Source organism: Streptomyces sp. RLA012, assembly GCF_056270325.1.
Genome location: NZ_JBWDPA010000002.1, coordinates 3567194 through 3589930, shown reverse-complemented (window position 1 = coordinate 3589930; position 22737 = coordinate 3567194). Strand labels below are relative to the sequence as shown.

Genomic DNA, 22737 nt, shown 5'->3' with positions numbered 1-22737 from the left:
CCGCAGCCGGCAGAGGTGAACCTGTGTCGCGAGCGGTCACAGTAGTGGGGATCGGGGGATCCGCGGGACCCGGCTCGACCACCGAGCGGGCCGTGCGGATCGCCCTCGGAGCCGCCGCTCGGCGAGGCGCGCGGACGCAGCTGATCGGTGGTTCCGAGCTGGTACTGCCGCTCTACGACGCCGCCGAGGCCGGGCGGTCCGCGCTCGGGCGCAAGCTCGTCGCCTCGGTGGCGTCGGCGGACGGAATCATCATCGGCACCCCGGCCTACCACGGGTCCATCTCGGGCATGATGAAGAACGCGCTGGACTATGTCGAGGAGTTGCGCACCGACGAGCGGCCCTACCTCTCGGGGCGTGCCGTGGGGTGCATCTCCGTCGCGAGGGGATGCCAAGGTGCCGGCTCCGCCCTGGCCGCGGTAAGGACCACCGTCCACGCCCTCCGCGGCTGGCCCACGCCACTCGGCGTCACGGTGAACACCGAGCCGATGCCGTTCGACTCCGGTGAACGGCTCGATTACCTCCGGATTCGCGAACGACTGGAACTGCTCGCGAACCAGGTGGTCGAGTTCGCCCTGATGCGCCAGGCATGGACGACGCAGTTGTCGAGCGAGGCCGTAGAACTGCCTCCGGGGGCGTAGCCGGCGTCCTTCCACCGCTGTCGGCGAGTCGGCGGCGCAGGCCGCACGGCGTCCGCACATGACCGCCGGCGAAGCCGGCCCCGGCGGCAAGGTGATCGCCAGGACCGTCGACCGGCCCTGGCACCACGAGACGGCCCTGAAGACCCGCGACTGGGGCACCGTCACCGCCGACCTCACCGGTGTCTCCGACAGCCAGACCTGGACCTCCCTGGACGACGGCGCGGGCGTCAAGTGGCGCACCACCTCCAGCTCCGTCACGCACGACACCGTCGCCGGCCGGGTCACCCAGGTCGACGACCGCGGCGACACCGCCACGGCGGCCGACAACCAGTGCGTCCGCACCACGTACGCCACCAACGCCGACAAGAACATCCTGCTGCTGCCGTCCCGGGTGGAGACCGTCACCGAGGGGACGCCGGACGGGCGATCGCCCAGTACGACACCGTCCTCGAGCACCGTGCCACGCCCAGCGTATGGCGTTCCTCATGTCGGGTCAGTATGGGCCGGGCTGCGGCGGCGGGCGGTGGCCTTGAGTCTGGGCCTTCGGCACTCACACGATCGCCGATGTCGAGGCCGGCACGCTCCCTGTAGGAGTCAGTGGTCTCAATTGCGGTCTGAGTACCGTTCAGCGGTCGGCGATGCCTGGTGGCACGACCCACTCGGTGGGCTGGCCGGTGAGGGAAGCGATCATGTCGAAGTCGCCGTCGTAGTGGAGTACGGTCAGCCGGTTCAGCTCCGCTGTGGCGGCGATGAGAAGGTCGGGGAGTGACAGTGCCCGGTGGAAGCCTGCGTTGAGAGCGTGGCGCTGGACCTCTAGGGCGCGAGTGAAAGTGTGGTCGTCACTGCGCAGGTAGTCGAAGGCGTGGAGCCAGGTGCTGATTCGCGTTGCCTCGGCGGTGTCCCGGGCCGAGTGGATCATCTCGTACTCGGTGGGTTCGCAGACTGCGAGCAGGTAGCGTTCGTGGAGGGGCTTGAGTACCTCTCTGACGCCGGGTTTCGTCCAGCGCGCCAGAGCGGACTTGTCGATCAGGTAGCGGTCCTGCATCAGGCGGCTCGGCCACCTTCGCGCTTGAGGGTTCCGTCGGCGTTCCGAGGGCCGGTGCTCTCGATGATCTCGCTGAAGTCGAAGTCGCCGGCGTCCATGGCGTCGAAGCCCTCCTGTCGCAGGTGCCGTTTGACGGCGTCCTCCATGGCGAGGCGTACGGCCTGAGCTTTTGTCTTGGTGCCGAAAATCCGCATGGCCTCGGCGACCATGGTCTCGTCGAGGTCGATCACTGTCCTTGCCACATTGGCCTCCTCGCATGATCAGAACCACCAAATGATATCAGATTTGCACGATAAGCGATATCATCTGGTGTGCCCTGGCGGGGTCCGTCATGTTGGTCGTGGAGCCTGGTCGGCTGGGGAGGCCCAGGTCTGCTGGAGTGTGGCCGACGGTGGGTCGCTCGTTCGGGTGAATTAGCGGTCTGCGGGGACTGTCTGCGCCTGCAGCGGTGAGCTTCCTCCAGTAAGCGGGTTCGGCTCTCATCGCAGAGACGGGGCTGGGGGTGGCGCGTTGACTGAAGCTCATGGCACGTTCGATGGCCTGACCCTGCTGCGCACGTATGTGATGGCGCTGCCGCCCACGGTGGATCTGCGGACGGCCAACAAGATACTTGCCATCGGGAGGAGCACCGGCTACCACCTGGCGAAGAGTGGCGAGTACCCGTGCAAGGTGCTGAGGCTAGGCAATGCCTACCGGGTCGTTACTGCTGATCTTCAGCGCATCCTGGCGCTTGAGGGAGTGGGAGAGGCTCCGGAGCCTGCTCCGCCGCCGGTTCAGGCCGGTCCGCCTCGGCCTGCTGAGGCGGTGCCGGGCTGATGCTGTCATTGCCGATGCCGGAGTCTGCCGGTTCCGTAGCGAGCAGATTGTGGGAGGTTGACAGAGTCAATCCCGAACCCGTGCCGACACTGCTGGCAATGATCTCGGAGGCCGACCGGCGGCTGCACCAGCCTCCAGCCAGTCCTCTCCGGTGGACAGCCGGTGGACAGACGCCTTTGGACGGTGCAACACCGAGTGGCATGGTTCAACCGGACTCTTCAATTCTGATCAGGCAGAACGTCACGAGGTGGCACCACGCGGCACCGGGCAACATGATCGCTCTCGGTCTCGTAATGCGTAGGTCTCGGGTTCGCCCCGAAGGCCTGGTCGGTCGGCCAGGTCTGGTTCATGACCACGTGAGGGCCGCCGCACTCCAAGTGAGGGTGATGGCGTCGCCGTTGAGAAGTATGTCTGCGAAGGCGGTGACCTGCCGGACGACGTCCGTGAAGCGTTCGGGGTAGCTGGTTGCGGCGGGGCCTTGTCAGCGGCGCCAGGCGGTGTAGGAGATCTGGCGGCGCTCGCCGAGGTCGGTGATGGTGGAGCTGAGCGATTTCAGAGTGATGCCGCGGTGTGTGGCGGTGGCGGTCAGTGCTGTGGTGAGTTCTTGGCCGTCCAGGTCGTTGAGGGTGAGCAGGCGGTAGAGGTCGCCGTAGTCGCGGTCGCGGGTGTTGAGGTCGCCGAGTGAGACGGCGGTGGAGAGTTTCTCGGCGATGACGGTGGTCAGTGGGTAGCCGAAGATCTGGAAGCTTTCCTCCGTGAGCTGCTGTGGGTAGTTGATGAGCCGGGGGCCGGGCGTGACGGGGTCGCCGAAGCTGACGTCCAGTTGGAGCTTGAGTCGGGCCCGGGCGATGGAGACAGCCATGGACAGGCGCAGACCGTGGTGCTCGTCCTCCTCGCGGATGGGGACGGTCTTGAGTGTCGCGGGATCGAATACGACTCCGTCGTCGCTCTCGGTGGCGGCGATGGCCGCGATTCTGTGGATGATCTCGGTTTCTGTGCCTGGGAACGATCGGCCGAGGATGTCGATGTCGCGGGTCATTCGACGTGCGCCGAACTGGGCGAGCAGCAGGCCACCCTTGAGGACGAAGTGCTCCCGGCCCAGGGGCGATGAGGCCAGGCGGTAGAGGAACCGTTCGAGGACGTACTCGACCATGACCTCGTCCCTGGACCGGCTGTTGCGGCGGGCCAGGTTGCGCAGGTCGTTGTAGACGCGGCCTGCGGTGGCGTCGCGGGTGGGGTTGGCCATCAGGTGAGCACCGCCTCTACGGCGGGGCGGACGACGGAGAGAGCGTCCAACTCGCGTGCGATGTGCTGGAGTTCGCCGACCCCGCCGCGTCCGCTCCGGCGCAGGTAGCGGCCGAGCGCGGACAGGGCGAGGGTCTCGCCGAGGCGGCTGCGGTGGCGCATCGCGTCGACGGCGCTGCGGGCTGCGTTGTACATGGGGATGGTCTCTCCCGGGGCTGCTTCGAACCGTTCGATACCGAGGTCGAAGGTCTTCGCGGCGTACTGCGCCACCACGGTCGGCGGGTAGGAAATCGTCGGGCGGCGTGTACCGCGCGGCACGGCGATGTGTACTGCTGCGGGGATGTCGTCGATCAGCTCATGCAGGGCCAGGGCGGATTCACCACACACGACGGTGCGAGGGGCCCGTGCGCACACGGCCAGCAGATCCGCGTGCGCCGTCTCCGGGGCGTCTGCCCGCCGGTACACCCCACGGGACAGTTCGTCTATCTGCGCTTCTGCGACCAAGTGCGCCAGATCGCGGGGGGGGGAGGAGAGAGAGGAGGGCCTGACGCGCCTGCGCCGTCGTGAATGTGGGGGAGAGGCCGGCCAGCCGCTGTTCCAGGCGCGAGTTTTCCGCAGCACTCATGTATCGAATGACACCCCTCAGGTGGACTCAGGGGATCGATTTGATACGTCCAGTGGCGTGTGAGCGGTGTATCCGGTGTTGATCACGTGCTGCGAAACCGCAGGTCAAGAGCTCCTTCCATGGGGACTTCCCGGGGACTTTTCAGGGACTTTCACGTCTGTCCCAGGGGCATTCCGGGGACTTTCCGCCAGGTAAGCAGGGAAGGCCCCGACAGCGCCGAAAGAAACGAACGCGCTGGTCAGGGCCCGTTCCCCTAGCACTCGATGATATTGACCGCCAGCCCGCCCCGCGCCGTCTCCTTGTACTTGACGCTCATGTCCGCGCCCGTCTCCTTCATGGTCTTGATGACCTTGTCGAGGGAGACCTTGTGGGAGCCGTCGCCGCGCATGGCCATCTTCGCCGCGGTGACCGCCTTCACCGCGGCCATGCCGTTGCGTTCGATGCAGGGGATCTGGACGAGGCCGCCGACCGGGTCGCAGGTGAGGCCGAGGTTGTGTTCCATGCCGATCTCGGCGGCGTTCTCGACCTGCTCGGGGGAGCCGCCGAGGACCTCGGCGAGGGCGCCGGCGGCCATCGAGCAGGCCGAACCGACCTCGCCCTGGCAGCCGACCTCGGCACCGGAGATGGAGGCGTTCTCCTTGAAGAGCATGCCGATCGCACCGGCGGCGAGGAGGAAACGGACCACGCCGTCCTCGTCCGCGCCCGGGACGAAGTTGATGTAGAAGTGGAGGACCGCGGGGATGATGCCGGCGGCGCCGTTCGTGGGGGCCGTGACCACCCGGCCGCCCGCCGCGTTCTCCTCGTTCACCGCCATCGCGTAGAGCGTGATCCACTCCATCGCGTGGGCCAACGGGTCGCCCTCCGCCCGGAGCTGGCGGGCCGAGACGGCGGCCCGGCGGCGGACCTTGAGGCCGCCCGGCAGGATGCCCTCGCGGGACATGCCCCGGGAGACGCAGGACTGCATCACGTGCCAGATGGAGAGGAGGCCCTCGCGGATCTCCTCCTCGGTGCGCCAGGCCCGCTCGTTCTCCAGCATCAGGGCGGAGATCGACAGGCCGGTCTCCTTCGCCAGGCGCAGCAGCTCGTCGCCCGTGCGGAAGGGGTATTTGAGGACCGTGTCGTCGAGTTTGATGCGGTCCTCGCCGACCGCGTCGTCGTCGACCACGAAGCCGCCGCCGACCGAGTAGTACGTCTTCTCCAGTACCAGTGCGCCGGAGGCGTCGTAGGCGAAGACCGTCATGCCGTTCGCGTGGTACGGCAGGGCCTTGCGGCGGTGCAGGACCAGGTCGTCGGCGAAGGAGAACGGGATCTCGTGCGAGCCGAGCAGCGAGAGACGGCCCGACGACTTGATCTGCTCCACGCGGTCGTCGGCGCCCCCCACGTCCACCGTCCGCGGCGACGCGCCCTCCAGACCCAGCAGCACCGCCTTGGGGGTGCCGTGGCCGTGGCCGGTCGCGCCCAGGGAGCCGTACAGCTCGGCCCGGACCGAGGCCACCGAGGGCAGCAGGTCCTCGTTGTGCAGACGGCTGGCGAACATACGGGCCGCGCGCATCGGCCCCACCGTGTGAGAACTGGACGGGCCTATGCCGATCGAGAACAGGTCGAAGACCGAGATGGCCACGGGGACTCCTCATAACGGGGTGGTGCGAGGGGCTCCGCACAAGGGGGAGCGAGGGGTGGGGCACCGCGCACCTTCCAGTGTGCGCAGTGCCCCGGGGGCCGACTACAGCCCGGGGTAGAGCGGGTGCTTCTCCGCCAGGTCGGTCACCCGGGCCCGCAGGCCCGCCACGTCGTACGACGGCTTCAGCGTCTCGGCGATGATGTCCGCGACCTCGCGGAAGTCCTCGGCCCGGAAGCCGCGGGTGGCGAGGGCGGGCGTGCCGATGCGCAGACCTGAGGTGACCATCGGCGGGCGCGGGTCGTTCGGGATGGCGTTGCGGTTGACGGTGATGCCGACCTCGTGCAGGCGGTCCTCGGCCTGCTGCCCGTCCAGCTCGGAGTCGCGCAGATCGACCAGGACGAGGTGCACGTCCGTGCCGCCGGAGAGGACGTCCACCCCTACGGCCTTGACGTCGTCCTGGACCAGGCGCTCGGCCAGGATCCGCGCGCCGTCCAGCGTGCGCTGCTGGCGCTCCTTGAAGTCGTCCGAGGCGGCGACCTTGAAGGAGACGGCCTTGGCGGCGATCACGTGCTCCAGGGGACCGCCCTGCTGGCCCGGGAAGACCGCGGAGTTGATCTTCTTGGCCAGTTCGGCGGTGGAAAGGATCACGCCACCGCGCGGGCCGCCCAGCGTCTTGTGGGTCGTGGTGGTGACCACGTGGGCGTGCGGGACCGGGTTCGGGTGCAGACCCGCGGCCACGAGGCCCGCGAAGTGCGCCATGTCGACCATCAGGTAGGCGCCGACCTCGTCCGCGATCCGGCGGAACGCGGCGAAGTCCAGCTGACGCGGGTACGCCGACCAGCCCGCCACGATCAGCTTCGGCCGGGACTCCTTGGCGAGGCGCTCGACCTCGTTCATGTCGACCTGACCGGTCTCGTCGCTCACGTGGTACGCGACCACGTTGTAGAGCTTGCCCGAGAAGTTGATCTTCATGCCGTGGGTCAGGTGCCCGCCGTGCGCGAGGTTCAGACCCATGATCGTGTCGCCGGGCTGCAGCAGCGCGAACATCGCCGCCGCGTTGGCCTGGGCGCCCGAGTGGGGCTGCACGTTCGCGTGCTCGGCGCCGAAGAGCGCCTTGACGCGGTCGATGGCGATCTGCTCGACCACGTCGACGTGCTCGCAGCCGCCGTAGTAGCGGCGGCCGGGGTAGCCCTCGGCGTACTTGTTGGTCAGGACCGAGCCCTGGGCCTCCATGACCGCGACCGGAGCGAAGTTCTCCGAGGCGATCATCTCCAGGGTGGACTGCTGGCGGTGCAGCTCGGCGTCGACGGCGGCGGCGACGTCCGGGTCCAGCTCGTGCAGGGGTGTGTTCAGAAGCGACATCGGTCGGAAGTCCTTAGGAGCCGGAGAACTCGGTGTACTCGTCCGCGGAGAGCAGGTCGGCCGGCTCGTCCGTGACGCGTACCTTGAACAGCCAGCCGCCCTCGAAGGGGGCGGAGTTCACCAGCGACGGGTCGTCCACGACGTCCTGGTTGGTCTCCACGACCTCACCGGTGACCGGTGCGTACAGGTCGCTGACGGACTTGGTCGACTCCAGTTCGCCGCAGGAATCGCCCGCGGTCACCGTGGCACCGACCTCCGGAAGCTGGGCGTAGACGACATCGCCGAGCGCGTTGGCCGCGAACTCGGTGATGCCGACCGTCGAGACGCCGTCCTCGGCGACCGACAGCCACTCGTGCTCCTTGCTGTAGCGCAGCTGCTGGGGGTTGCTCATGGCCTGAATTCTCCTGTACGCGGGGGAGTGCTGATGAACGGGATGAAGGAGATGAACGGGATGAAGGAGGTGGAGGAGATGAAGGAGGTGGAGGAGATGGACGGGTGGTCCTGGGATACGAGACGTCACCCGGGGCGTGGCGTCACGTGGGCGCGCTGGACCGCCGAGCTCTTTCGGGCCCGGAGCTACTTCTCGCGCTTGTAGAACGGCAGCGCCACGACCTCGTACGGCTCGTGGCTGCCCCGGATGTCCACGCCGACCCCGCTCGTGCCCGGTGCGGCGTGCGCGGCGTCGACGTACGCCATCGCGATCGGCCTGCCCAGCGTGGGGGAGGGCGCGCCGGAGGTGACCTCGCCGATCACCTCGCCGCCGGCGACGACGGCGTACCCGGCACGCGGTACCCGACGGCCCTCGGCGATCAGGCCGACCAGCACCCGCGGCGGGTTCTCCTGGGCTCGGGAGGCGGCCTCCTGGAGAGCGGCACGCCCCACGAAGTCCCCTTCCTTGGCGAACTTCACGACCCGCCCGAGCCCCGCGTCGAAGGGGGTGAGCGTGGTGCTCAGCTCGTGCCCGTACAGCGGCATGCCCGCCTCCAGGCGCAGCGTGTCGCGGCAGGACAGACCGCAGGGGACGAGACCGACGGGCGCGCCCGCCTCGGTCAGCGCCTGCCACAGCTTCTCGGCGTCGGACGGGGCCACGAACAGTTCGAAGCCGTCCTCGCCGGTGTAGCCCGTGCGGGCGATCAGCGCCGGGACGCCCGCGACGGTGCCCGGCAGACCCGCGTAGTACTTCAGCCCGTCCAGGTCGGCGTCGGTCAGGGACTTGAGGATGCCGGGGGACTCGGGGCCCTGGACGGCGATCAGCGCGTACGCGTCGCGGTCGTCGCGCACGAGGGCGTCGAAACCGGCGGCGCGCTCGGTCAGCGCGTCCAGCACCACCTGGGCGTTGGAGGCGTTGGCGACGACCATGTACTCGGTTTCGGCCAGCCGGTAGACGATCAGGTCGTCGAGGATGCCGCCGTCCTTCCGGCAGATCATGGTGTAGCGGGCACGGCCGACGCCGACGGAGGCGATGTCGCCGACGAGCGCGTGGTTCAGGAGCGCGGCCGCCCGCGGGCCGGTGACGGTGATCTCGCCCATGTGCGAGAGGTCGAAGAGACCGGCCTTCGTGCGGACGGCGAGGTGCTCGTCACGCTCGGAGCCGTACCGCAGGGGCATGTCCCAGCCCGCGAAGTCGGTCATCGTCGCGCCGAGCGAGCGATGCAGGGCATCGAGCGCGGTGAGACGGGGTGCGTTACTGCTCATCGGTGGGGCTCCCAAGGCATGACGGCGAGGTCGTTCCTCCCCATCTGTCATCGGAACCTGAGAGGTTCATCACGACCCCGCGAACGGTGGTCCTGACTTGCACCTTGGGTGGAGCCGCCGGACGGCGGCCCGCTTTTCAGATGTGCCTCGCCCGCGCGGTAACGGGGCCTGAGAGATTCAAGGGAGGGACTTGCTCCTTCGGCGTCCGGGTACCCGTGGGTCCCCGGAACTCTCCCGCGCGGATTCAAGCGGCCGGTATGCAGTTTGGCGGGCACATCATCGCACGCGCCGTCCGATCACGGCAGTCCGCATCTGTAACCGGCCTGTGGCAGTCCGCGTACGGAAATGAGAGACACCGCGCATTACCTTCTCTTTACACTCGACGGGGATGAGACTCCACACCCCAAGGGGAGGACGATCACGGTGAACAGGACCACGGCGTACGCGACGACCTCGGGCGTCGCGCTGCCCGAACAGCCCGGCGCCCCGGCCCGGGCCCGGGAAGCGTGCGGACCGCTCCCGGCGGCCTTCGTCCGCGACCTCAGGCAGCGCGCGGGACGCAGCCCGCACGGTCTGTACTTCGGGGCCGCGGACGTCGTCGTGGTCACCGGGCTGCCCGGCAGCGGAAAGTCGACCCTGATGCGCCGGGCCGTCACGGGCGCCCGCATCGACTCCCAGGACACCCGCGACCGCTGGGACGGCCGGCTCTCCCGCCGGCTGCCGTACGCGGTCTACCGCCCCTTCGTCCGCCTCGCGCACTACGTGGGCCTGCGCGGAGCGCTGCGCTCCGGCGCCGGCGTCGTCGTGCACGACTGCGGTACGCAGGCCTGGGTGCGCCGCTGGCTGGCCCGCGAGGCCCGCCGCCGGGGCGGCACCCTGCAGCTGCTGCTGCTCGACGTCACGCCGGGCACGGCGCTGGAGGGCCAGCGCGAGCGCGGCCGGGGCGTCTCGCGGTACGCGTTCGCGCGCCACCGGGGCGCGGTCGCCCGGCTGCTGCGCTCCGTCGAGCGGGGCGATCTGCCGGAGGGCTGCGGCTCGGCGGTGCTCCTGGACCGGGACGCGGCGGACGTACTGCGCCGGATCGACTTCGGCGACTGAGGAGTCGAGGAGTCAAGGAGTCCTGGAAGTCCTACGAGCCCACTAATCTTTCCAGCCAGAACACCAGAACAGTGGTTCACAGCAGGCGGTAGACAGGTAGACAGATGGACTTCCCCGAATTCCAGGCTTTCCCGGACTCCCCGGCACCGGCGCACCCGCACGCCCACCCGCACGGCGGCTGGCCGGGCAACGAACTGGAAGAGGTGCTCTCCGCGTCCCTCGGAGTGCCCTCGGCCGGCGGCCGCATCGTCGAGGTTCTCAGCCGCAGCTTCGTCTGGGTGCCGCTGCCCAACGGCGGCGGACCGCACGCGGACTCCCTCGACCTGCCCACGCTGGAGATCGAGGGCCAGGCGTATGTGCCGGTCTTCAGCTCCGAGGAGCAGTTCCGCCAGGTCGTCGGCGGCCACCTGTCGTACACGATCGCGCCCGCCGTCGAGTTCGCCCGCGGCCTGCCCCCGCAGCTCGGCATCGCGATCAACCCGGACGGCGTGGTCGGTGTGCCGCTGCCGCCACCCGCGGTCGCCGAGCTGTGCCGGGCCGGGCGCACCCCGCTGGACGGGATCGCGAGCGGCGGCCGGGTGCGGCTCTTCGAGCCCGACTGGCAGGACGACCCGGTGGACTTCCTGGCCGCGGCCTCGGCCGAGTTCGCGGCGGCCGGTGTGGTGCTGACCGCGCGCCGCTGCCTGGCCAGCGTCGAGGGCGGCGAGGCGCTGATGTTCATCGGGGTCGAACTGTCCGGATGGGAGGGCGACGCCCGTACGCTCCCGCTGGACGCGCTCGGCCGGGCGCTCGGCCGGGTGCCGGTGGAGCGGCCCGTGAACATGGTGTTCCTCGATGTCGCACAGGATCCGGTGGGGGACTGGATGCGGGCGAATGTGCGCCCGTTCTACCAGCAGGGGTACTGACGCGGCACAGACCTCCCGCGCCGTGCGTCAAGTCGCTGTCAGGTTCGCCGCTTAAGCTGGTTTCATGGCTCGGTCGGGGTTCGGTCGAGGTGTTGTCGAAGTGTCGACTCACGTTCGTCACGAGCGCCGTCGGCGTATTGCGTGATTTCGTCGTGATTTCGTCATGATTTCTTCGCGAAGGGGCGGTTGAGGGTGAGCGCGTCGGGCACGGCCGCGGCCGGGCAGGTCGAGCACATGCTGCGCCAGGTGACGCCCGGGCGTTACGACGCCTACGAGGCGCTCCTTCGCGCGCTCGCGACCCCGTCGTCCGGCCAGGTCTGGATGCTGCTCTGGCACGGCCAGGCCGGCTCGCCGGACGCGCAGTACGGGAACATGGAGGTGGACGGCTTCGGCTACGCGCCGTGCGTCACCTCCGCCCAGGAACTCTCGGCCAGCGGCTGGAACCGGTCGTACGAGGTCGTCGACGGTCTGGATGTGGCCCGCACCCTCTACCCCGACCACTTCGGACTCTGGCTGAATCCGCATGCCCCCGGCGGCGGGGTCGGCATCCCGTGGCTGGATCTGCGCAGAATCGCCGCGGGCCTGGAACGCCAGCCCGCGGGTCCGGTGCGGCTCTCCGAACCGGGCATCGAGATCCCGCAGTTCTACGCCCTGCTCACGCAGAACGCGCACCGCACGCCCGCCGTGCGCTCGCTGCGCCGCGCGTGGGTGCAGCCCGCGCTCGGGGCGCCCTATCTGGCCATCGGTCTCGATGTCTACGACACCTCGCCGCCCGCCGTGGACTCGGTACGGGCGATGATGCAGCAGTCGATCGGCGCGGTGCCGGACGGGCTGCCCGTGTCGACCGTCGCGATGTCCGACGAGTACGACCCGGTGGCGATGTGGCTGCGCGCCAACGCCCGGCCGTTCTACGACCGGGAGGCGCACGCGGCCGCTCCGGCGCAGGCGCCGATGGCGGGTGGCTACGGGTACCCGCAGCCTCGCTCATACTGAAGACATACTCGTTCGGCCTCCTCGTTCTTCACGTGCCCGACCGTGCTGACCTGCGCGCAAGGAAGCGTAAGGGTCAGATGTCCGCTTGTGGGGTGACAAGCGGCGAAAGGGGGCCCTGTGGCCCTTTCAACCCCAACTGTCCACTGTCCGACCCCCGTTACCCACTGTTCGGATAACGGAATCCTCCTGACAGCATCACGGTTACGCATACTTTCTCCGTCAGCTCTGGCACGTGATCGTGGAGTCGCTGAAGACTCCCGTGTCAGACGTGGGGTCATCGATCCTGTGAGCGAGACAGTCGTAGCTCAAGTCATAGATCAAGTCGTAGTTCAAGAGCGCAGCGGCGCCGCATCATCTGCGGCGACTGCGCACGTTGTAGGCGAGGCAAGCCGTGGACCGCGGCATGCAGAGGCCGGTGACCACCGGCGAGAAGGGTCAGGGCACTGTGACCGCACCGATCGAGACCACCGGGGCGGCTGCCGAGGCGCAGCCGGAGGCAGTCCTCGCCGGGGCCAAACAGAGCCAGATCCAAGGTCGTTCCCTCGGACAGATCGCCTGGCTCCGTTTCAAGCGGGACAAGGTGGCCGTGGCGGGCGGAATCGTCGTCATTCTGCTGATTCTGATGGCGGTGCTGGCGAAGCCCATCGAGGCGATCTTCGGTCTGGACCCCAACGAGTTCCACCAGGACCTCATCGACCCCGCCCTGCTGTCCCCCAAGGGGAGCTGGGGCGGCATCAGCTGGGACCACCCGCTGGGCGTCGACCCGCAGTTCGGGCGTGACGTCATGACCCGCATCATCGAGGGCTCCTGGGTCTCCCTGCTGGTCGCCGGTGGCGCCACGCTGCTGTCCGTCGTGCTCGGCGTAGTGTTCGGGGTGGTCGCGGGCTTCTACGGCGGCTGGATCGACACGATCATCAGCCGCGCGATGGACACCTTCCTGGCCTTCCCGCTGCTGCTCTTCGCGATCTCGATCTCCGCCTCGCTGCAGGACGGAGCGTTCGGACTGACCGGACTTCCGCTGCGGATCGCCGTACTCATCTTCGTGATCGGATTCTTCAACTGGCCGTACATGGCACGCATCGTGCGTGCGCAGACGCTCAGTCTGCGTGAGCGCGAGTTCGTGGAGGCCGCCCGCAGCCTGGGTGCTCGCGGGCCGTTCATCCTCTTCCGGGAGCTGCTGCCCAACCTCGTCGCGCCGATCCTGGTCTACGCGACGCTGCTGATCCCGACGAACATCCTCTTCGAGGCGGGCCTGAGCTACCTCGGCGTGGGCATCGCCCCGCCCCAGGCCTCCTGGGGCGGCATGCTCTCCAGCGCCGCCGGCCTCTACGAGACCGATCCGATGTACATGATCGTGCCGGGCCTGGCCATTTTCATCACGGTCCTGGCATTCAACCTGCTGGGCGACGGGCTGCGTGACGCACTCGATCCCCGCAGCAAGTAACGCGCGGCAACAGGCAGTTCGTCCGCCGCAACCATCAATCGAGGGGGCTTTCCTCAGGTGAAGACCAAGAAAGTGACAGCTGCAGTCGCCACTGTGGTGGCGCTGACGCTGGGGGCGTCTGCGTGCAGCAGCTCCGACGACGGAGACGGCGGGGGCGGTAGCAAGGGGGGAGCCTCCGCCAAGGCTGACGCCGCACTCACTTCGATCGTGAACCCGAGCACGAAGAAGGGCGGCACCGTCTCCTACGAGATGTCGGACGTGCCGGACTCGCTCGACCCGGGCAACACGTACTACGGCTGGGTGCAGAACTTCTCCCGCCTCTACGCGCGTTCGCTCACCACCTTCAAGCCCGCAGCGGGCAACGCCGGCCTGGAAGTCGTTCCGGACCTGGCCGAGGGCCTCGGCGTGCCCAGCGACGGCGCCAAGACCTGGACGTACAAGCTGCGCAAGGGTCTGAAGTACGACGACGGCACCCCGATCACCTCGAAGGACGTCAAGTACGCCGTCGAGCGCTCCAACTTCGCCCCCGAGGCGCTGTCCAACGGTCCGACGTACTTCAAGGCGCACCTCGTCGGCGGCGACAAGTACACGGGTCCCTACAAGGACAAGTCCAAGGACGGTCTCAAGTCCATCGAGACCCCGGACGACCAGACGATCGTCTTCAAGCTGAAGGACGCCTTCGCGGACTTCGACTACCTGGCGACGTTCAACCAGACGGCGCCGGTGCCGCAGGCGAAGGACACGGGCGCCTCGTACGTCCAGAAGATCGTGTCCTCGGGCCCGTACAAGTTCGAGTCGTACGAGGAGGGCAAGAGCGCCACCCTCGTCCGCAACACCAACTGGGACCCGGCGACGGACCCGATCCGCAAGGCGCTGCCGGACAAGATCTCGATCCGCTTCAAGGTCAACCAGACCACCATCGACAACAACCTGATGTCCGACAACATCACGGTTGACGGCGCTGGTACCGGTGTGGCCCCGGAGACCCAGCCGAAGGTGCTGACCAGCGCCAAGTACAAGGGTCAGCTGGACAGCTCCTACGCCGGTGCGACCGGGTACGCGGGTCTCAACCTGCACGTGAAGCCGTTCGACAACATCGACTGCCGCAAGGCCGTCCAGTGGGGTCTCGACAAGGCCTCGGTCCAGGCCGCGGCCGGCGGTGACCCGAAGGGTGACGTCGCCACCACGCTGCTGCCCCCGACGGTCAACGGTTACACCAAGTTCGACCTGTACCCGAGCGCGGGCAACAAGGGCGACGAGGCCAAGGCCAAGGCGTCGCTGAAGGCGTGTGGCAAGCCGAACGGCTTCACCACCAACCTGTCGGCCCGTTCGGACCGCCCGGCGGAGATGGCCATGGCCACCGCCATCCAGGCGTCGCTGAAGAAGATCGGCATCACGGTCAACATCAAGTCGTTCCCGTCCGGCAAGTACTTCTCGAACTTCGCGGGTGTTCCCAGCTACGTGCACGAGCACGACCTGGGCATCATCATGACCGCGTGGGGTGCCGACTGGCCGACCGGTTTCGGCTTCCTGGACCAGATCATCAACGGCTCGGCCATCAAGCCGTCCGGTGGTAACAACGTCTCGGAGCTGAACGACCCGGCGATCAACAACGCGCTGAACAAGGCCATCGGCAACACCGACGCCACCGCCCGCACCCAGGCGTGGGGCGACATCGACAAGCTGGTGATGGAGAACGCCTCCGTCGTTCCGCTGCTCTACCGCAAGAACCTGCTGCTGCGGCCGACCTCCGCGACGAACGTCACGGTCACCCAGGCCTACCTCGGCATGTACGACTACCTGCTGATGGGCTCCGCGAAGTAGTTGCGGGCCCGTTGGGCTTAAGAGACTGAAAGGCAGGTGAAGGCGCCGGTGTCCGCCGGCCGGGAAACCCCCGGCCGGCGGGCACCGATGCCGGACAGCTGTGGCTGCGTACATCATCCGACGCGTGTTTGGCGCTGTGGTGCTGCTGCTGATCGTCAGCGCCGTCACCTTCGCGATTTTCTTCCTCGTCCCCCGGCTCGCCGGGCAGTCGATGGACCAACTGGCCGCTCAGTACGTGGGTAAGGACGCCAACAAGGCCTCCATTGCCGCGGTGAAACAGAACCTCGGGTTCGACCAGCCGCTGTACACCCAGTACTGGCACTTCATCAAGCAGATCTTCGTGGGCGCGGACTACAAGTTCGGCCCCGACTCCTCGCACTGCTCCGCGCCGTGCTTCGGCTACTCGTTCAAGTCCCACATCGAGGTCTGGCCCCAGATCACCGACCGCATCCCGGTGACCTTCTCGCTCGCCATCGGCGCGGCAGTCATCTGGCTGACCACCGGTGTGGCGACGGGCGTCCTCTCGGCGCTCAAGCGCGGTTCGTTCCTGGACCGTTTCTTCATGGGCGTCGCCCTCGCCGGCGTCTCCCTCCCGATCTTCTTCACCGGCATGCTGGCGCTGGGTGTCTTCACGGTCCAGTGGCCGATCTGGGACACCGGGATCAACTACGTCAACTTCACCGACAATCCGGCGGAGTGGGCGTGGAACCTGCTCATCCCGTGGTGCAGCCTCGCGTTCCTCTACTCGGCGCTCTATGCCCGGCTCACCCGAGCCGGAATGCTGGAGACCATGAACGAGGACTACATCCGTACCGCCCGCGCCAAGGGCCTGCGGGAGTCCAAGGTGGTCTACAAGCACGGTCTGCGGGCCGCGCTGACGCCCATCGTCACGATCTTCGGCATGGACTTCGGCCTGCTCATCGGCGGCGCCGTGATCACGGAGAACGTCTTCTCCTTCCAGGGCCTCGGCTTCTACGCCGTCAAGGGCGTCTCGGACAACGACCTGCCGATCGTCATGGGCGTGACCCTGGTCGCCGCCTTCTTCATCGTCGTCTGTAATCTGCTGGTGGACCTGGTGTACGCCGCCATTGATCCCCGGGTGAGGCTTTCATGACTGAACTCAGCAAGACCGGAGCGGCAGTCGGGGAGCCCGTGGCGAGCGTGCCCGCGGATACCGAGGGGGCCTTCCTCTCGGTACGCGACCTGCGCATCCACTTCGACACCGACGACGGCCTGGTCAAGTCCGTCGACGGCGTCAGCTTCGACGTCAAGCCCGGCAGGACCCTCGGCATCGTGGGCGAGTCAGGCTCCGGCAAGTCGGTCACCTCGCTCGGCATCATGGGCCTGCACCACACCGCCAAGGCGAAGATCTCCGGCGAGGTGTGGCTGGACGGCGAGGAGCTCATCGGCGCCGACCCCGACCACGTACGGCGGCTGCGCGGCCAGAAGATGGCGATGATCTTCCAGGATCCGCTGTCGGCCATGCACCCGTACTACACCGTGGGCGCCCAGATCATCGAGGCCTACCGCACCCACCACAAGGTCAGCAAGAAGGTGGCGCGGACCCGCGCGATCGAGATGCTCGACCGGGTCGGCATCCCCGAGCCGGCCAAGCGTGTCGACAACTACTCGCACGAGTTCTCCGGCGGTATGCGCCAGCGCGCGATGATCGCGATGGCGCTGGTCAACAACCCCGAGCTGCTCATCGCCGACGAGCCGACCACCGCCCTGGACGTCACCGTGCAGGCGCAGATCCTCGACCTGATCCGGGATCTGCAGAAGGAGTTCGGCTCCGCGGTCATCATGATCACCCACGACCTGGGTGTGGTCGCCGAGATGGCCGACGACATCCTGGTGATGTACGGCGGCCGCTGTGTCGAGCGCGGTACGGCCGAGAAGGTGTTCTACGAGCCCCGGCACCCCTACACCTGGGGTCTGCTCGGCTCGATGCCGCGCCTGGACCGTGCGCAGACCGAACGCCTCATCCCGGTCAAGGGCTCCCCGCCCTCGCTGATCAACGTGCCGTCCGGCTGCGCCTTCAACCCGCGCTGCCCGTACGCGGACCTGCCCAAGGACAACCTCACCCGCACGGTCCGCCCCGAGCTGACCGAGGTGGGTAGTGGGCACTGGGCCGCCTGCCACATGACGCAGGAGCAGCGCGAGAAGATCTGGATCGAAGAGATTGCGCCCAAGCTGTGAGTGAGAACGCAGAGGACAAAGCAGTGACCATCCCTGCACAGAGCGACGGCGCGGCCCAGGACGCGGCACCCGGGGCGACCCTCACCAAGGGCGCCGCCTCCGGCGAGACCCTGCTCAAGGTGACCGGGCTGCAGAAGCACTTCCCGATCCGCAAGGGACTGCTGGGGCGCCAGGTCGGCGCGGTGCGGGCCGTCGACGGCATCGACTTCGAGGTGCGCGCGGGGGAGACCCTGGGCGTCGTGGGCGAGTCCGGCTGTGGCAAGTCCACGATGGGCCGGCTGATCACGCGACTGCTGGAGCCGACCGGGGGCAAGGTCGAGTTCCAGGGCAAGGACATCACGCACCTCAGCGCGGGCGGCATGCGTCCGATGCGCCGCGATGTGCAGATGATCTTCCAGGACCCGTTCTCGTCGCTGAACCCGCGTCACACGATCGGCACGATCGTCAGCGCGCCCTTCAAGCTGCAGGGCGTCATGCCCGAGGGCGGCATCAAGAAGGAAGTGCAGCGGATGCTCGAGGTCGTCGGCCTCAGCCCCGAGCACTACAACCGCTATCCGCACGAGTTCTCCGGCGGTCAGCGCCAGCGCATCGGCATCGCCCGCGCGCTCGCGCTGAACCCGAAGCTGGTCGTGGCGGACGAGCCGGTCTCGGCCCTCGACGTGTCGATCCAGGCGCAGGTGGTGAACCTGCTGGACGACCTCCAGCAGGAGCTCGGCCTCACGTACGTGATCATCGCGCACGACCTGTCGGTCGTCCGGCACGTGTCGGACCGGATCGCGGTGATGTACCTCGGCAAGATCGTCGAGCTCGCCGACCGCGACTCGCTCTACACGGCGCCGATGCACCCGTACACCAAGGCCCTGATGTCCGCGGTGCCGATCCCGGACCCGGCGCGGCGCAACACCAAGAGCGAGCGCATCCTGCTCAAGGGTGACGTGCCCTCGCCGATCTCGCCGCCGAGCGGTTGCCGCTTCCACACGCGGTGCTGGAAGGCGACGCAGATCTGCAAGACGACCGAGCCGCCGCTCCTGGAGCTGAAGCCCGGCCAGCAGGTCGCCTGTCACCACCCGGAGAACGCGGAGGACCAGGCGCCGCAGGACGTGGTGCTGCTGTCGGCCGCCAAGGAGGCCATTGAGCTGGTCCCGGAGGCGGCACGCACCGCCGAGGCCCCCGCCGAGGCGACGGCCGCCACCAGCACCGCCGCGGACGAAGCCCCGACCGCGCCGGGCGAGCCCGCCGCGGGCGAGGCGCCCACGAAGACGGCGGAGTCCGCCGCCGGCGAAGCCTCTGCCGCTGGTGACGGGTCCGCCGCCGCTGAAGCCTCTGCCGCTGCTGACGAGCCTGCTGCGGGTGATGCTCCCGCCGAGGCGGCGGAGTCCGCCGCCGGCGAAGCTTCTGCCGCGGGTGAGGTGTCCGCTGCAGCCGATGAGTCCGTTGCCGGCGAGGGGTCTGCGGCTGCGGATGCCTCCGCCGGCGCGGAGGAGCCCGCCGCCGGTGAAGCCTCTGCTGCTGGTGACGAGTCCGCCGCAGGCGACGCTCCCGCCCGTGCGGAGGAGCCTGCCGCCGACGACGCCTCTGCTGCTGGTGAAGCCTCTGCCGCTGCTGACGAGCCCGCCGCAGCGGAGGAGCCCGCCGTCGGTGAAACCCCCGCCGGTGGTGGCGAGTCCGCTGTAGGCGATGCCCCCGCCGCAGGCGCCGAAGAGGCCGTCGCAGGCGGCGACGTTGCCGACGGGAAGCCCGGCGCAGGCGCCAAGGGGTCTGGGGAGAACGCTGGTCAGGAGTCAACTGACAAGTAGGCCATGACGATTGGGCAAAGTCATGAACATGCCCGAACGGGAGAGTGCAGAGTCTCGCGTGTCCAACTGATCGGGAACGATCGGAACACGTACGAAAGGGACGCTCATGCCACTCTCCCGTTCGGCACGTTTAGGGGCCCTCGCCACCGCGGCGGCCTCCTTCCTCGTCATCGCCGCCTCCTCCGCCCCGACCCCGGGCGCCGACGGCATCGGCGACCCCTACTTCCCCCAGCTCGGCAACGGCGGCTTCGACGCCCGCCACTACGCCCTGGACGTGGCGTACAACCCGGACACCGACCGTCTCGACGGCCGTACGACGCTCACGGCCCGCGCCACCCGGTCCCTCTCCTCCTTCGACCTCGACCTCCAGAAGCTGGAGGTCACCCGCGTCGAAGTGAACGGCAGACGCGCCGACTTCACCCGCGACGGCGACGAGATCCACATCACCCCGCGCGGCGCGCTCCGCAAGGGCAGCACCTTCACCGTTACCGTCACCTACGGCGGTGTCCCCGAGGCCCTCAACGGCCCCATAGTCTTCGGCTCCGACTACGGGTGGATGAAGACCGCCGACGGCGTCTTCGTCGCCTGTGAGCCCAACGCCGCCTCCACCTGGTTCCCCTCCAGCGACCACCCCTCCGACAAGGCCACCTACGACATCCGGATCAAGGCCCCCAAGGGACTGACCGGTGTCTCCAACGGCCGCCTGGTCTCCACCTACGACAAGGGCGACCAGACCGTCACGCACTGGCGCGAGAACCGGCCGATGGCGACCTACCTCGCGACCGCGACCATCGGGAAGTTCGACGTCAGGACGGGCAGGACCCCGGCCGGGACGCCCATCTACGTCGCCATCGACCCGGTGCTCGCGAACAGCAACAGCGTCGACGTGTACGCCGTGACGGCCGAGGCGACCGACTACTGGTCGCAGGTCTTCGGGCCGTACCCCTTCGAGGAGACCGGCGCGATCGTCGACGACATGCCGGAGGCCGGGTTCTCGCTGGAGGTGCAGTCGAAGCCCGCGTACTCGGCCGTGCGCTCGGAGACGACCATCGTGCACGAGCTGGCCCACCAGTGGTTCGGCGACTCCGTCTCGGTGGAGCGCTGGAAGGACATCTGGCTCAACGAGGGCTTCGCGACCTACGCCCAGTGGCTGTGGTCCGAGCACAAGGGCATCCGCTCGGCGCACGATTCCTTCCTGGCCGGGTACAACGCGCGCCCGGCGGACTCGGCCTTCTGGCAGACCGTCGTCGCCGACCCGCAGCGCGACACCATGTTTGCCTCGGCGGTCTACCAGCGCGGCGCGATGACCCTCCAGATGCTGCGCGAGCGCATCGGCGACACCGCGTTCTTCAAGCTGCTGCCCGCCTGGACGAAGCTCCACAAGTACGGCAACGCCAACACCGCCGACTTCGTCAAGCTCGCCGAGAAGATCTCGGGCCAACAGCTCGACGACCTCTTCCAGACCTGGATCTACACCACCGGCAAGCCCGTGGTCTAGGTCGTACCACCTGCCGTGAACCTTGCTTTGTAAGGTTCACGGCAGGTGGCGGGTGAGAATGTCCGGGTGCTTCAGAACCTGTTCAGCCCCTCCGTCCAGCATCTGCTCGACCTCGTGGGGATCTTCGTCTTCGCGATCTCCGGCGCGCTGCTGGCCGTCCGCAAGAACTTCGACGTCTTCGGCATCGCCGTCCTCGCCGAGGTCACCGCGCTGGGCGGAGGGCTGTTCCGGGACCTGATCATCGGGGCCGTACCGCCGGCGGCGTTCACCGACCTCGGCTACTTCAGCACCCCGCTGCTCGCCGCCCTGCTGGTGTTCTTCCTCCACCCGGAGGTGGAGCGGATCCAGGTCGCCGTCAACGTCTTCGACGCGGCCGGACTCGGCCTGTTCTGCGTCGCGGGCACCACGAAGGCGTACGAGTACGGGCTCGGCCTGACCGCCTCCGCCGCCCTCGGTCTCGCCACCGCGGTCGGCGGCGGTGTGCTGCGCGACGTCCTCGCCAACGAGGTGCCCTCCCTGCTGCGCTGGGACCGGGACCTGTACGCGGTCCCGGCGATCGTCGGCGCCACGATGGTGGCCCTGTGCCTGCGCTACGACGCGCTGAGCCCCTTCACCAGCGGGCTCGCGGCGGTCACCGCCTTCGTTCTGCGGCTGCTCGCGATGCGCTTCCACTGGCGAGCGCCGCGCGCTTGGAATCGCCGGTCGACGGCGACGGAGGCAGAGACCCCTTAGCGCGCGCACCCGGCCCGATCTCCAGGGTCAGCCAGCGGAAGGCCTCGGGGATCTGCGGTCGCCACAGGGCCATGTTGTGGCCGCCGGCGCTCTGCGGCAGCAGCACCAGCTGCACGGTCGTCGGCGGTTCGGCGATCGACTGGAGCGCCACGCCCGCCTGGTAGCCGTCGTTGACCTCGCCGGAGATGTAGAGGGCGACGTGGGGCGGGGTGCGGTAGCCCTTGAGGAGCAGGAAGGGGTTGTTCTGCCGCCGCAGCGCGACGCTCCGCGCCGCGAGCGAGTCGCGTTGGCCGATCGGGTCGTTGTACCCGGACATGCTCACCGCGGCCCGGTAGCGGTCGGGGTGGGCGACCGTCAGCTTGGCCGCGCAGTGCGCCCCCGCCGAGTAGCCGGCCACCCCCCAGCCGTCCGGCGCGGACTTCGCGCGGAAGTTGTCCAGCACCATCTTCGGCACATCGATGCTCAGCCAGGTGTCGGCGTTCACCTTGCCGGGGATGTTCGCGCAGCCCGTGTCCGCCTTGGCCACCAGATTCGTGCGCGGCGCCACCAGGATGAACGGCGCGACGCGCCCGTCGCGCATCAGCGGCAGCAGTTGCTCGTGCACCTTCAGGGAGCCGAACCACGCCTTCGCCGAGCCCGGATAGCCGGGCAGCAGCTCCACGACGGGGAACTTGCGGTTGCGGTAGGCGGGTTCGTTGTACTGCGGCGGCAGCCACACATAGACCTCCGCGTCCACGCCCGACACCTGGCCGCGCAGCTGGGTGACGCGCACTCCGCCCGCCCGGTGCATCCCGGGGCCGTGGGCCGGCGAGAACTTCTGGTGGACCCTGGGGAGCTGCCGCACCGAGATACCGCCGGTGCCGTCGCGTCCGAGGTCGGCGGCCGCCCGCACATGGTTGCCCGTGCCGATCAGGTCGGACCAGTTGTCGTAGAGGCTGTTGGCGTTGTTCACGAGCACGAAGACGAGGGTGATCGCCGTGCCCTGGGCGAACAGCAGCATCAGCATCCGGGCCACGCTGCGCACCGGCGCCGGGCCGGGGATGCGCGACCACAGCACGAGGGGGACGACGAGGGCGACCGCGACCAGGACGATCGTGGTGAGGAGGAACGGCGTTCCGGTGAGGCTCACGATGTGTGCGGTCTTCCTGTGACGGGCCGGGTCAGGGCTCTGCGGCTGCATAGGGTTCTCTGTCCCTGGAGA

The 22737-nt window shown here is 68.5% G+C and carries 22 protein-coding genes and 2 riboswitches; of the genes, 13 read left to right on the top strand and 9 right to left on the bottom strand.

Features of this window, described 5'->3' with window-relative positions; all coding sequences use genetic code 11:
* Nucleotides 1-23 precede the first annotated feature (23 nt).
* Nucleotides 24-638: an NADPH-dependent FMN reductase gene (locus tag RV986_RS16225; protein WP_475918087.1), complete on the top strand. Its 615-nt coding sequence runs from the start codon at nt 24-26 to the stop codon at nt 636-638.
* A gap of 625 nt (nt 639-1263) precedes the next feature.
* Here RV986_RS16225 and RV986_RS16220 read toward each other — a convergent pair.
* Together RV986_RS16220 and RV986_RS16215 are read right to left on the bottom strand one after the other, a co-directional pair.
* Complete coding sequence (locus tag RV986_RS16220; protein WP_475918086.1) at nt 1264-1683, bottom strand: PIN domain-containing protein; 420 nt, start codon at nt 1681-1683, stop codon at nt 1264-1266.
* Nucleotides 1683-1925, bottom strand: coding sequence for a type II toxin-antitoxin system VapB family antitoxin (locus RV986_RS16215; protein WP_293996899.1), 243 nt, complete (start codon nt 1923-1925; stop codon nt 1683-1685). Before RV986_RS16215 ends, RV986_RS16220 begins: the two co-directional genes overlap by 1 nt.
* Before the next feature lie 322 nt (nt 1926-2247).
* On the opposite strand from RV986_RS16215, the gene RV986_RS16210 reads away from it, so the two are divergent.
* Complete coding sequence (locus RV986_RS16210; RefSeq protein ID WP_475924296.1) at nt 2248-2499, top strand: integrase; 252 nt, start codon at nt 2248-2250, stop codon at nt 2497-2499.
* Nucleotides 2500-2980: 481 nt separating this feature from the next.
* Here RV986_RS16210 and RV986_RS16205 read toward each other — a convergent pair whose 3' ends face one another.
* The 5 genes from RV986_RS16205 to gcvH form a co-directional block, all read right to left on the bottom strand.
* Complete coding sequence (locus tag RV986_RS16205; protein WP_475918085.1) at nt 2981-3745, bottom strand: nucleotidyl transferase AbiEii/AbiGii toxin family protein; 765 nt, start codon at nt 3743-3745, stop codon at nt 2981-2983.
* Entirely contained in the window at nt 3745-4248 is a 504-nt protein-coding gene (locus RV986_RS16200) for a type IV toxin-antitoxin system AbiEi family antitoxin domain-containing protein (protein WP_475918084.1), read from the bottom strand. Before RV986_RS16200 ends, RV986_RS16205 begins: the two co-directional genes overlap by 1 nt.
* Nucleotides 4249-4622: 374 nt before the next feature.
* On the bottom strand, nt 4623-5990 hold the full coding sequence (locus RV986_RS16195) for an L-serine ammonia-lyase (protein WP_475918083.1): 1368 nt from the start codon (nt 5988-5990) through the stop codon (nt 4623-4625).
* A gap of 102 nt (nt 5991-6092) precedes the next feature.
* Entirely contained in the window at nt 6093-7352 is a 1260-nt protein-coding gene (gene glyA / locus RV986_RS16190) for a serine hydroxymethyltransferase (RefSeq protein ID WP_475918082.1), read from the bottom strand.
* 13 nt (nt 7353-7365) lie between these two features.
* Nucleotides 7366-7743, bottom strand: coding sequence for a glycine cleavage system protein GcvH (gcvH, locus tag RV986_RS16185; protein ID WP_475918081.1), 378 nt, complete (start codon nt 7741-7743; stop codon nt 7366-7368).
* Between the two features lie 33 nt (nt 7744-7776).
* On the opposite strand from gcvH, the gene RV986_RS16180 reads away from it, so the two are divergent.
* Nucleotides 7777-7947 (top strand): hypothetical protein, encoded by a 171-nt coding sequence (locus tag RV986_RS16180; protein WP_475918080.1) that lies wholly within the window; start codon nt 7777-7779, stop codon nt 7945-7947.
* On the opposite strand, the gene gcvT is transcribed toward RV986_RS16180, so the two are convergent.
* The gene (gene gcvT / locus RV986_RS16175; RefSeq protein ID WP_475918079.1) at nt 7929-9047 is read right to left on the bottom strand and encodes a glycine cleavage system aminomethyltransferase GcvT; all 1119 of its coding nucleotides are present in this window, start codon (nt 9045-9047) and stop codon (nt 7929-7931) included. The two genes, RV986_RS16180 and gcvT, sit on opposite strands and share 19 nt — an antisense overlap.
* Before the next feature lie 34 nt (nt 9048-9081).
* Nucleotides 9082-9193, bottom strand: a riboswitch (glycine riboswitch).
* Nucleotides 9194-9294: riboswitch (glycine riboswitch) on the bottom strand.
* A 170-nt stretch (nt 9295-9464) separates the two neighbouring features.
* On the opposite strand from gcvT, the gene RV986_RS16170 reads away from it, so the two are divergent.
* The 10 genes from RV986_RS16170 (at nt 9465) to RV986_RS16125 (ending at nt 21536) form a co-directional block, all read left to right on the top strand.
* Nucleotides 9465-10145, top strand: a complete 681-nt coding sequence (locus RV986_RS16170) for an AAA family ATPase (RefSeq protein WP_475924295.1) — start codon at nt 9465-9467, stop codon at nt 10143-10145.
* 104 nt (nt 10146-10249) lie between these two features.
* Nucleotides 10250-11050 (top strand): enhanced serine sensitivity protein SseB, encoded by an 801-nt coding sequence (locus RV986_RS16165; protein ID WP_475918078.1) that lies wholly within the window; start codon nt 10250-10252, stop codon nt 11048-11050.
* Between the two features lie 192 nt (nt 11051-11242).
* Entirely contained in the window at nt 11243-12043 is an 801-nt protein-coding gene (locus RV986_RS16160; RefSeq protein WP_475918077.1) for an enhanced serine sensitivity protein SseB C-terminal domain-containing protein, read from the top strand.
* Between the two features lie 445 nt (nt 12044-12488).
* Nucleotides 12489-13487 carry an ABC transporter permease gene (locus RV986_RS16155; RefSeq protein ID WP_475924294.1) on the top strand — a complete coding sequence of 333 codons (999 nt, stop codon included), beginning with the start codon at nt 12489-12491 and terminating at the stop codon, nt 13485-13487.
* Nucleotides 13488-13544: 57 nt separating this feature from the next.
* Entirely contained in the window at nt 13545-15311 is a 1767-nt protein-coding gene (locus tag RV986_RS16150; protein WP_475918076.1) for an ABC transporter substrate-binding protein, read from the top strand.
* A 100-nt stretch (nt 15312-15411) separates the two neighbouring features.
* The gene (locus RV986_RS16145; protein ID WP_475918075.1) at nt 15412-16425 is read left to right on the top strand and encodes an ABC transporter permease; all 1014 of its coding nucleotides are present in this window, start codon (nt 15412-15414) and stop codon (nt 16423-16425) included.
* Complete coding sequence (locus RV986_RS16140; protein ID WP_475918074.1) at nt 16422-17510, top strand: ABC transporter ATP-binding protein; 1089 nt, start codon at nt 16422-16424, stop codon at nt 17508-17510. Before RV986_RS16145 ends, RV986_RS16140 begins: the two co-directional genes overlap by 4 nt.
* A gap of 23 nt (nt 17511-17533) precedes the next feature.
* Nucleotides 17534-19306 (top strand): ABC transporter ATP-binding protein, encoded by a 1773-nt coding sequence (locus RV986_RS16135; protein ID WP_475918073.1) that lies wholly within the window; start codon nt 17534-17536, stop codon nt 19304-19306.
* A 106-nt stretch (nt 19307-19412) separates the two neighbouring features.
* On the top strand, nt 19413-20804 hold the full coding sequence (locus RV986_RS16130) for a M1 family metallopeptidase (RefSeq protein WP_475918072.1): 1392 nt from the start codon (nt 19413-19415) through the stop codon (nt 20802-20804).
* Between the two features lie 66 nt (nt 20805-20870).
* On the top strand, nt 20871-21536 hold the full coding sequence (locus RV986_RS16125; RefSeq protein ID WP_475918071.1) for a trimeric intracellular cation channel family protein: 666 nt from the start codon (nt 20871-20873) through the stop codon (nt 21534-21536).
* Here the strand turns inward: RV986_RS16125 and RV986_RS16120 are convergent.
* Nucleotides 21436-22665, bottom strand: coding sequence for an alpha/beta hydrolase (locus tag RV986_RS16120; RefSeq protein ID WP_475918070.1), 1230 nt, complete (start codon nt 22663-22665; stop codon nt 21436-21438). The two genes, RV986_RS16125 and RV986_RS16120, sit on opposite strands and share 101 nt — an antisense overlap.
* Nucleotides 22666-22737: the final 72 nt, after the last annotated feature.

Bases quoted from the DNA above. Each gene is read 5' to 3' on its own strand.
- RV986_RS16220 (WP_475918086.1), bottom strand. From the start codon at position 1,683: ATGCAGGACCGCTACCTGATCGACAAGTCCGCTCTGGCGCGCTGGACG.
- RV986_RS16210 (WP_475924296.1), top strand. From the start codon at position 2,248: ATGGCGCTGCCGCCCACGGTGGATCTGCGGACGGCCAACAAGATACTT.
- RV986_RS16205 (WP_475918085.1), bottom strand. From the start codon at position 3,745: ATGGCCAACCCCACCCGCGACGCCACCGCAGGCCGCGTCTACAACGAC.
- glyA (WP_475918082.1), bottom strand. From the start codon at position 7,352: ATGTCGCTTCTGAACACACCCCTGCACGAGCTGGACCCGGACGTCGCC.
- gcvH (WP_475918081.1), bottom strand. From the start codon at position 7,743: ATGAGCAACCCCCAGCAGCTGCGCTACAGCAAGGAGCACGAGTGGCTG.
- RV986_RS16180 (WP_475918080.1), top strand. From the start codon at position 7,777: ATGAACGGGATGAAGGAGATGAACGGGATGAAGGAGGTGGAGGAGATG.
- gcvT (WP_475918079.1), bottom strand. From the start codon at position 9,047: ATGAGCAGTAACGCACCCCGTCTCACCGCGCTCGATGCCCTGCATCGC.
- RV986_RS16165 (WP_475918078.1), top strand. From the start codon at position 10,250: ATGGACTTCCCCGAATTCCAGGCTTTCCCGGACTCCCCGGCACCGGCG.
- RV986_RS16140 (WP_475918074.1), top strand. From the start codon at position 16,422: ATGACTGAACTCAGCAAGACCGGAGCGGCAGTCGGGGAGCCCGTGGCG.
- RV986_RS16130 (WP_475918072.1), top strand. From the start codon at position 19,413: ATGCCACTCTCCCGTTCGGCACGTTTAGGGGCCCTCGCCACCGCGGCG.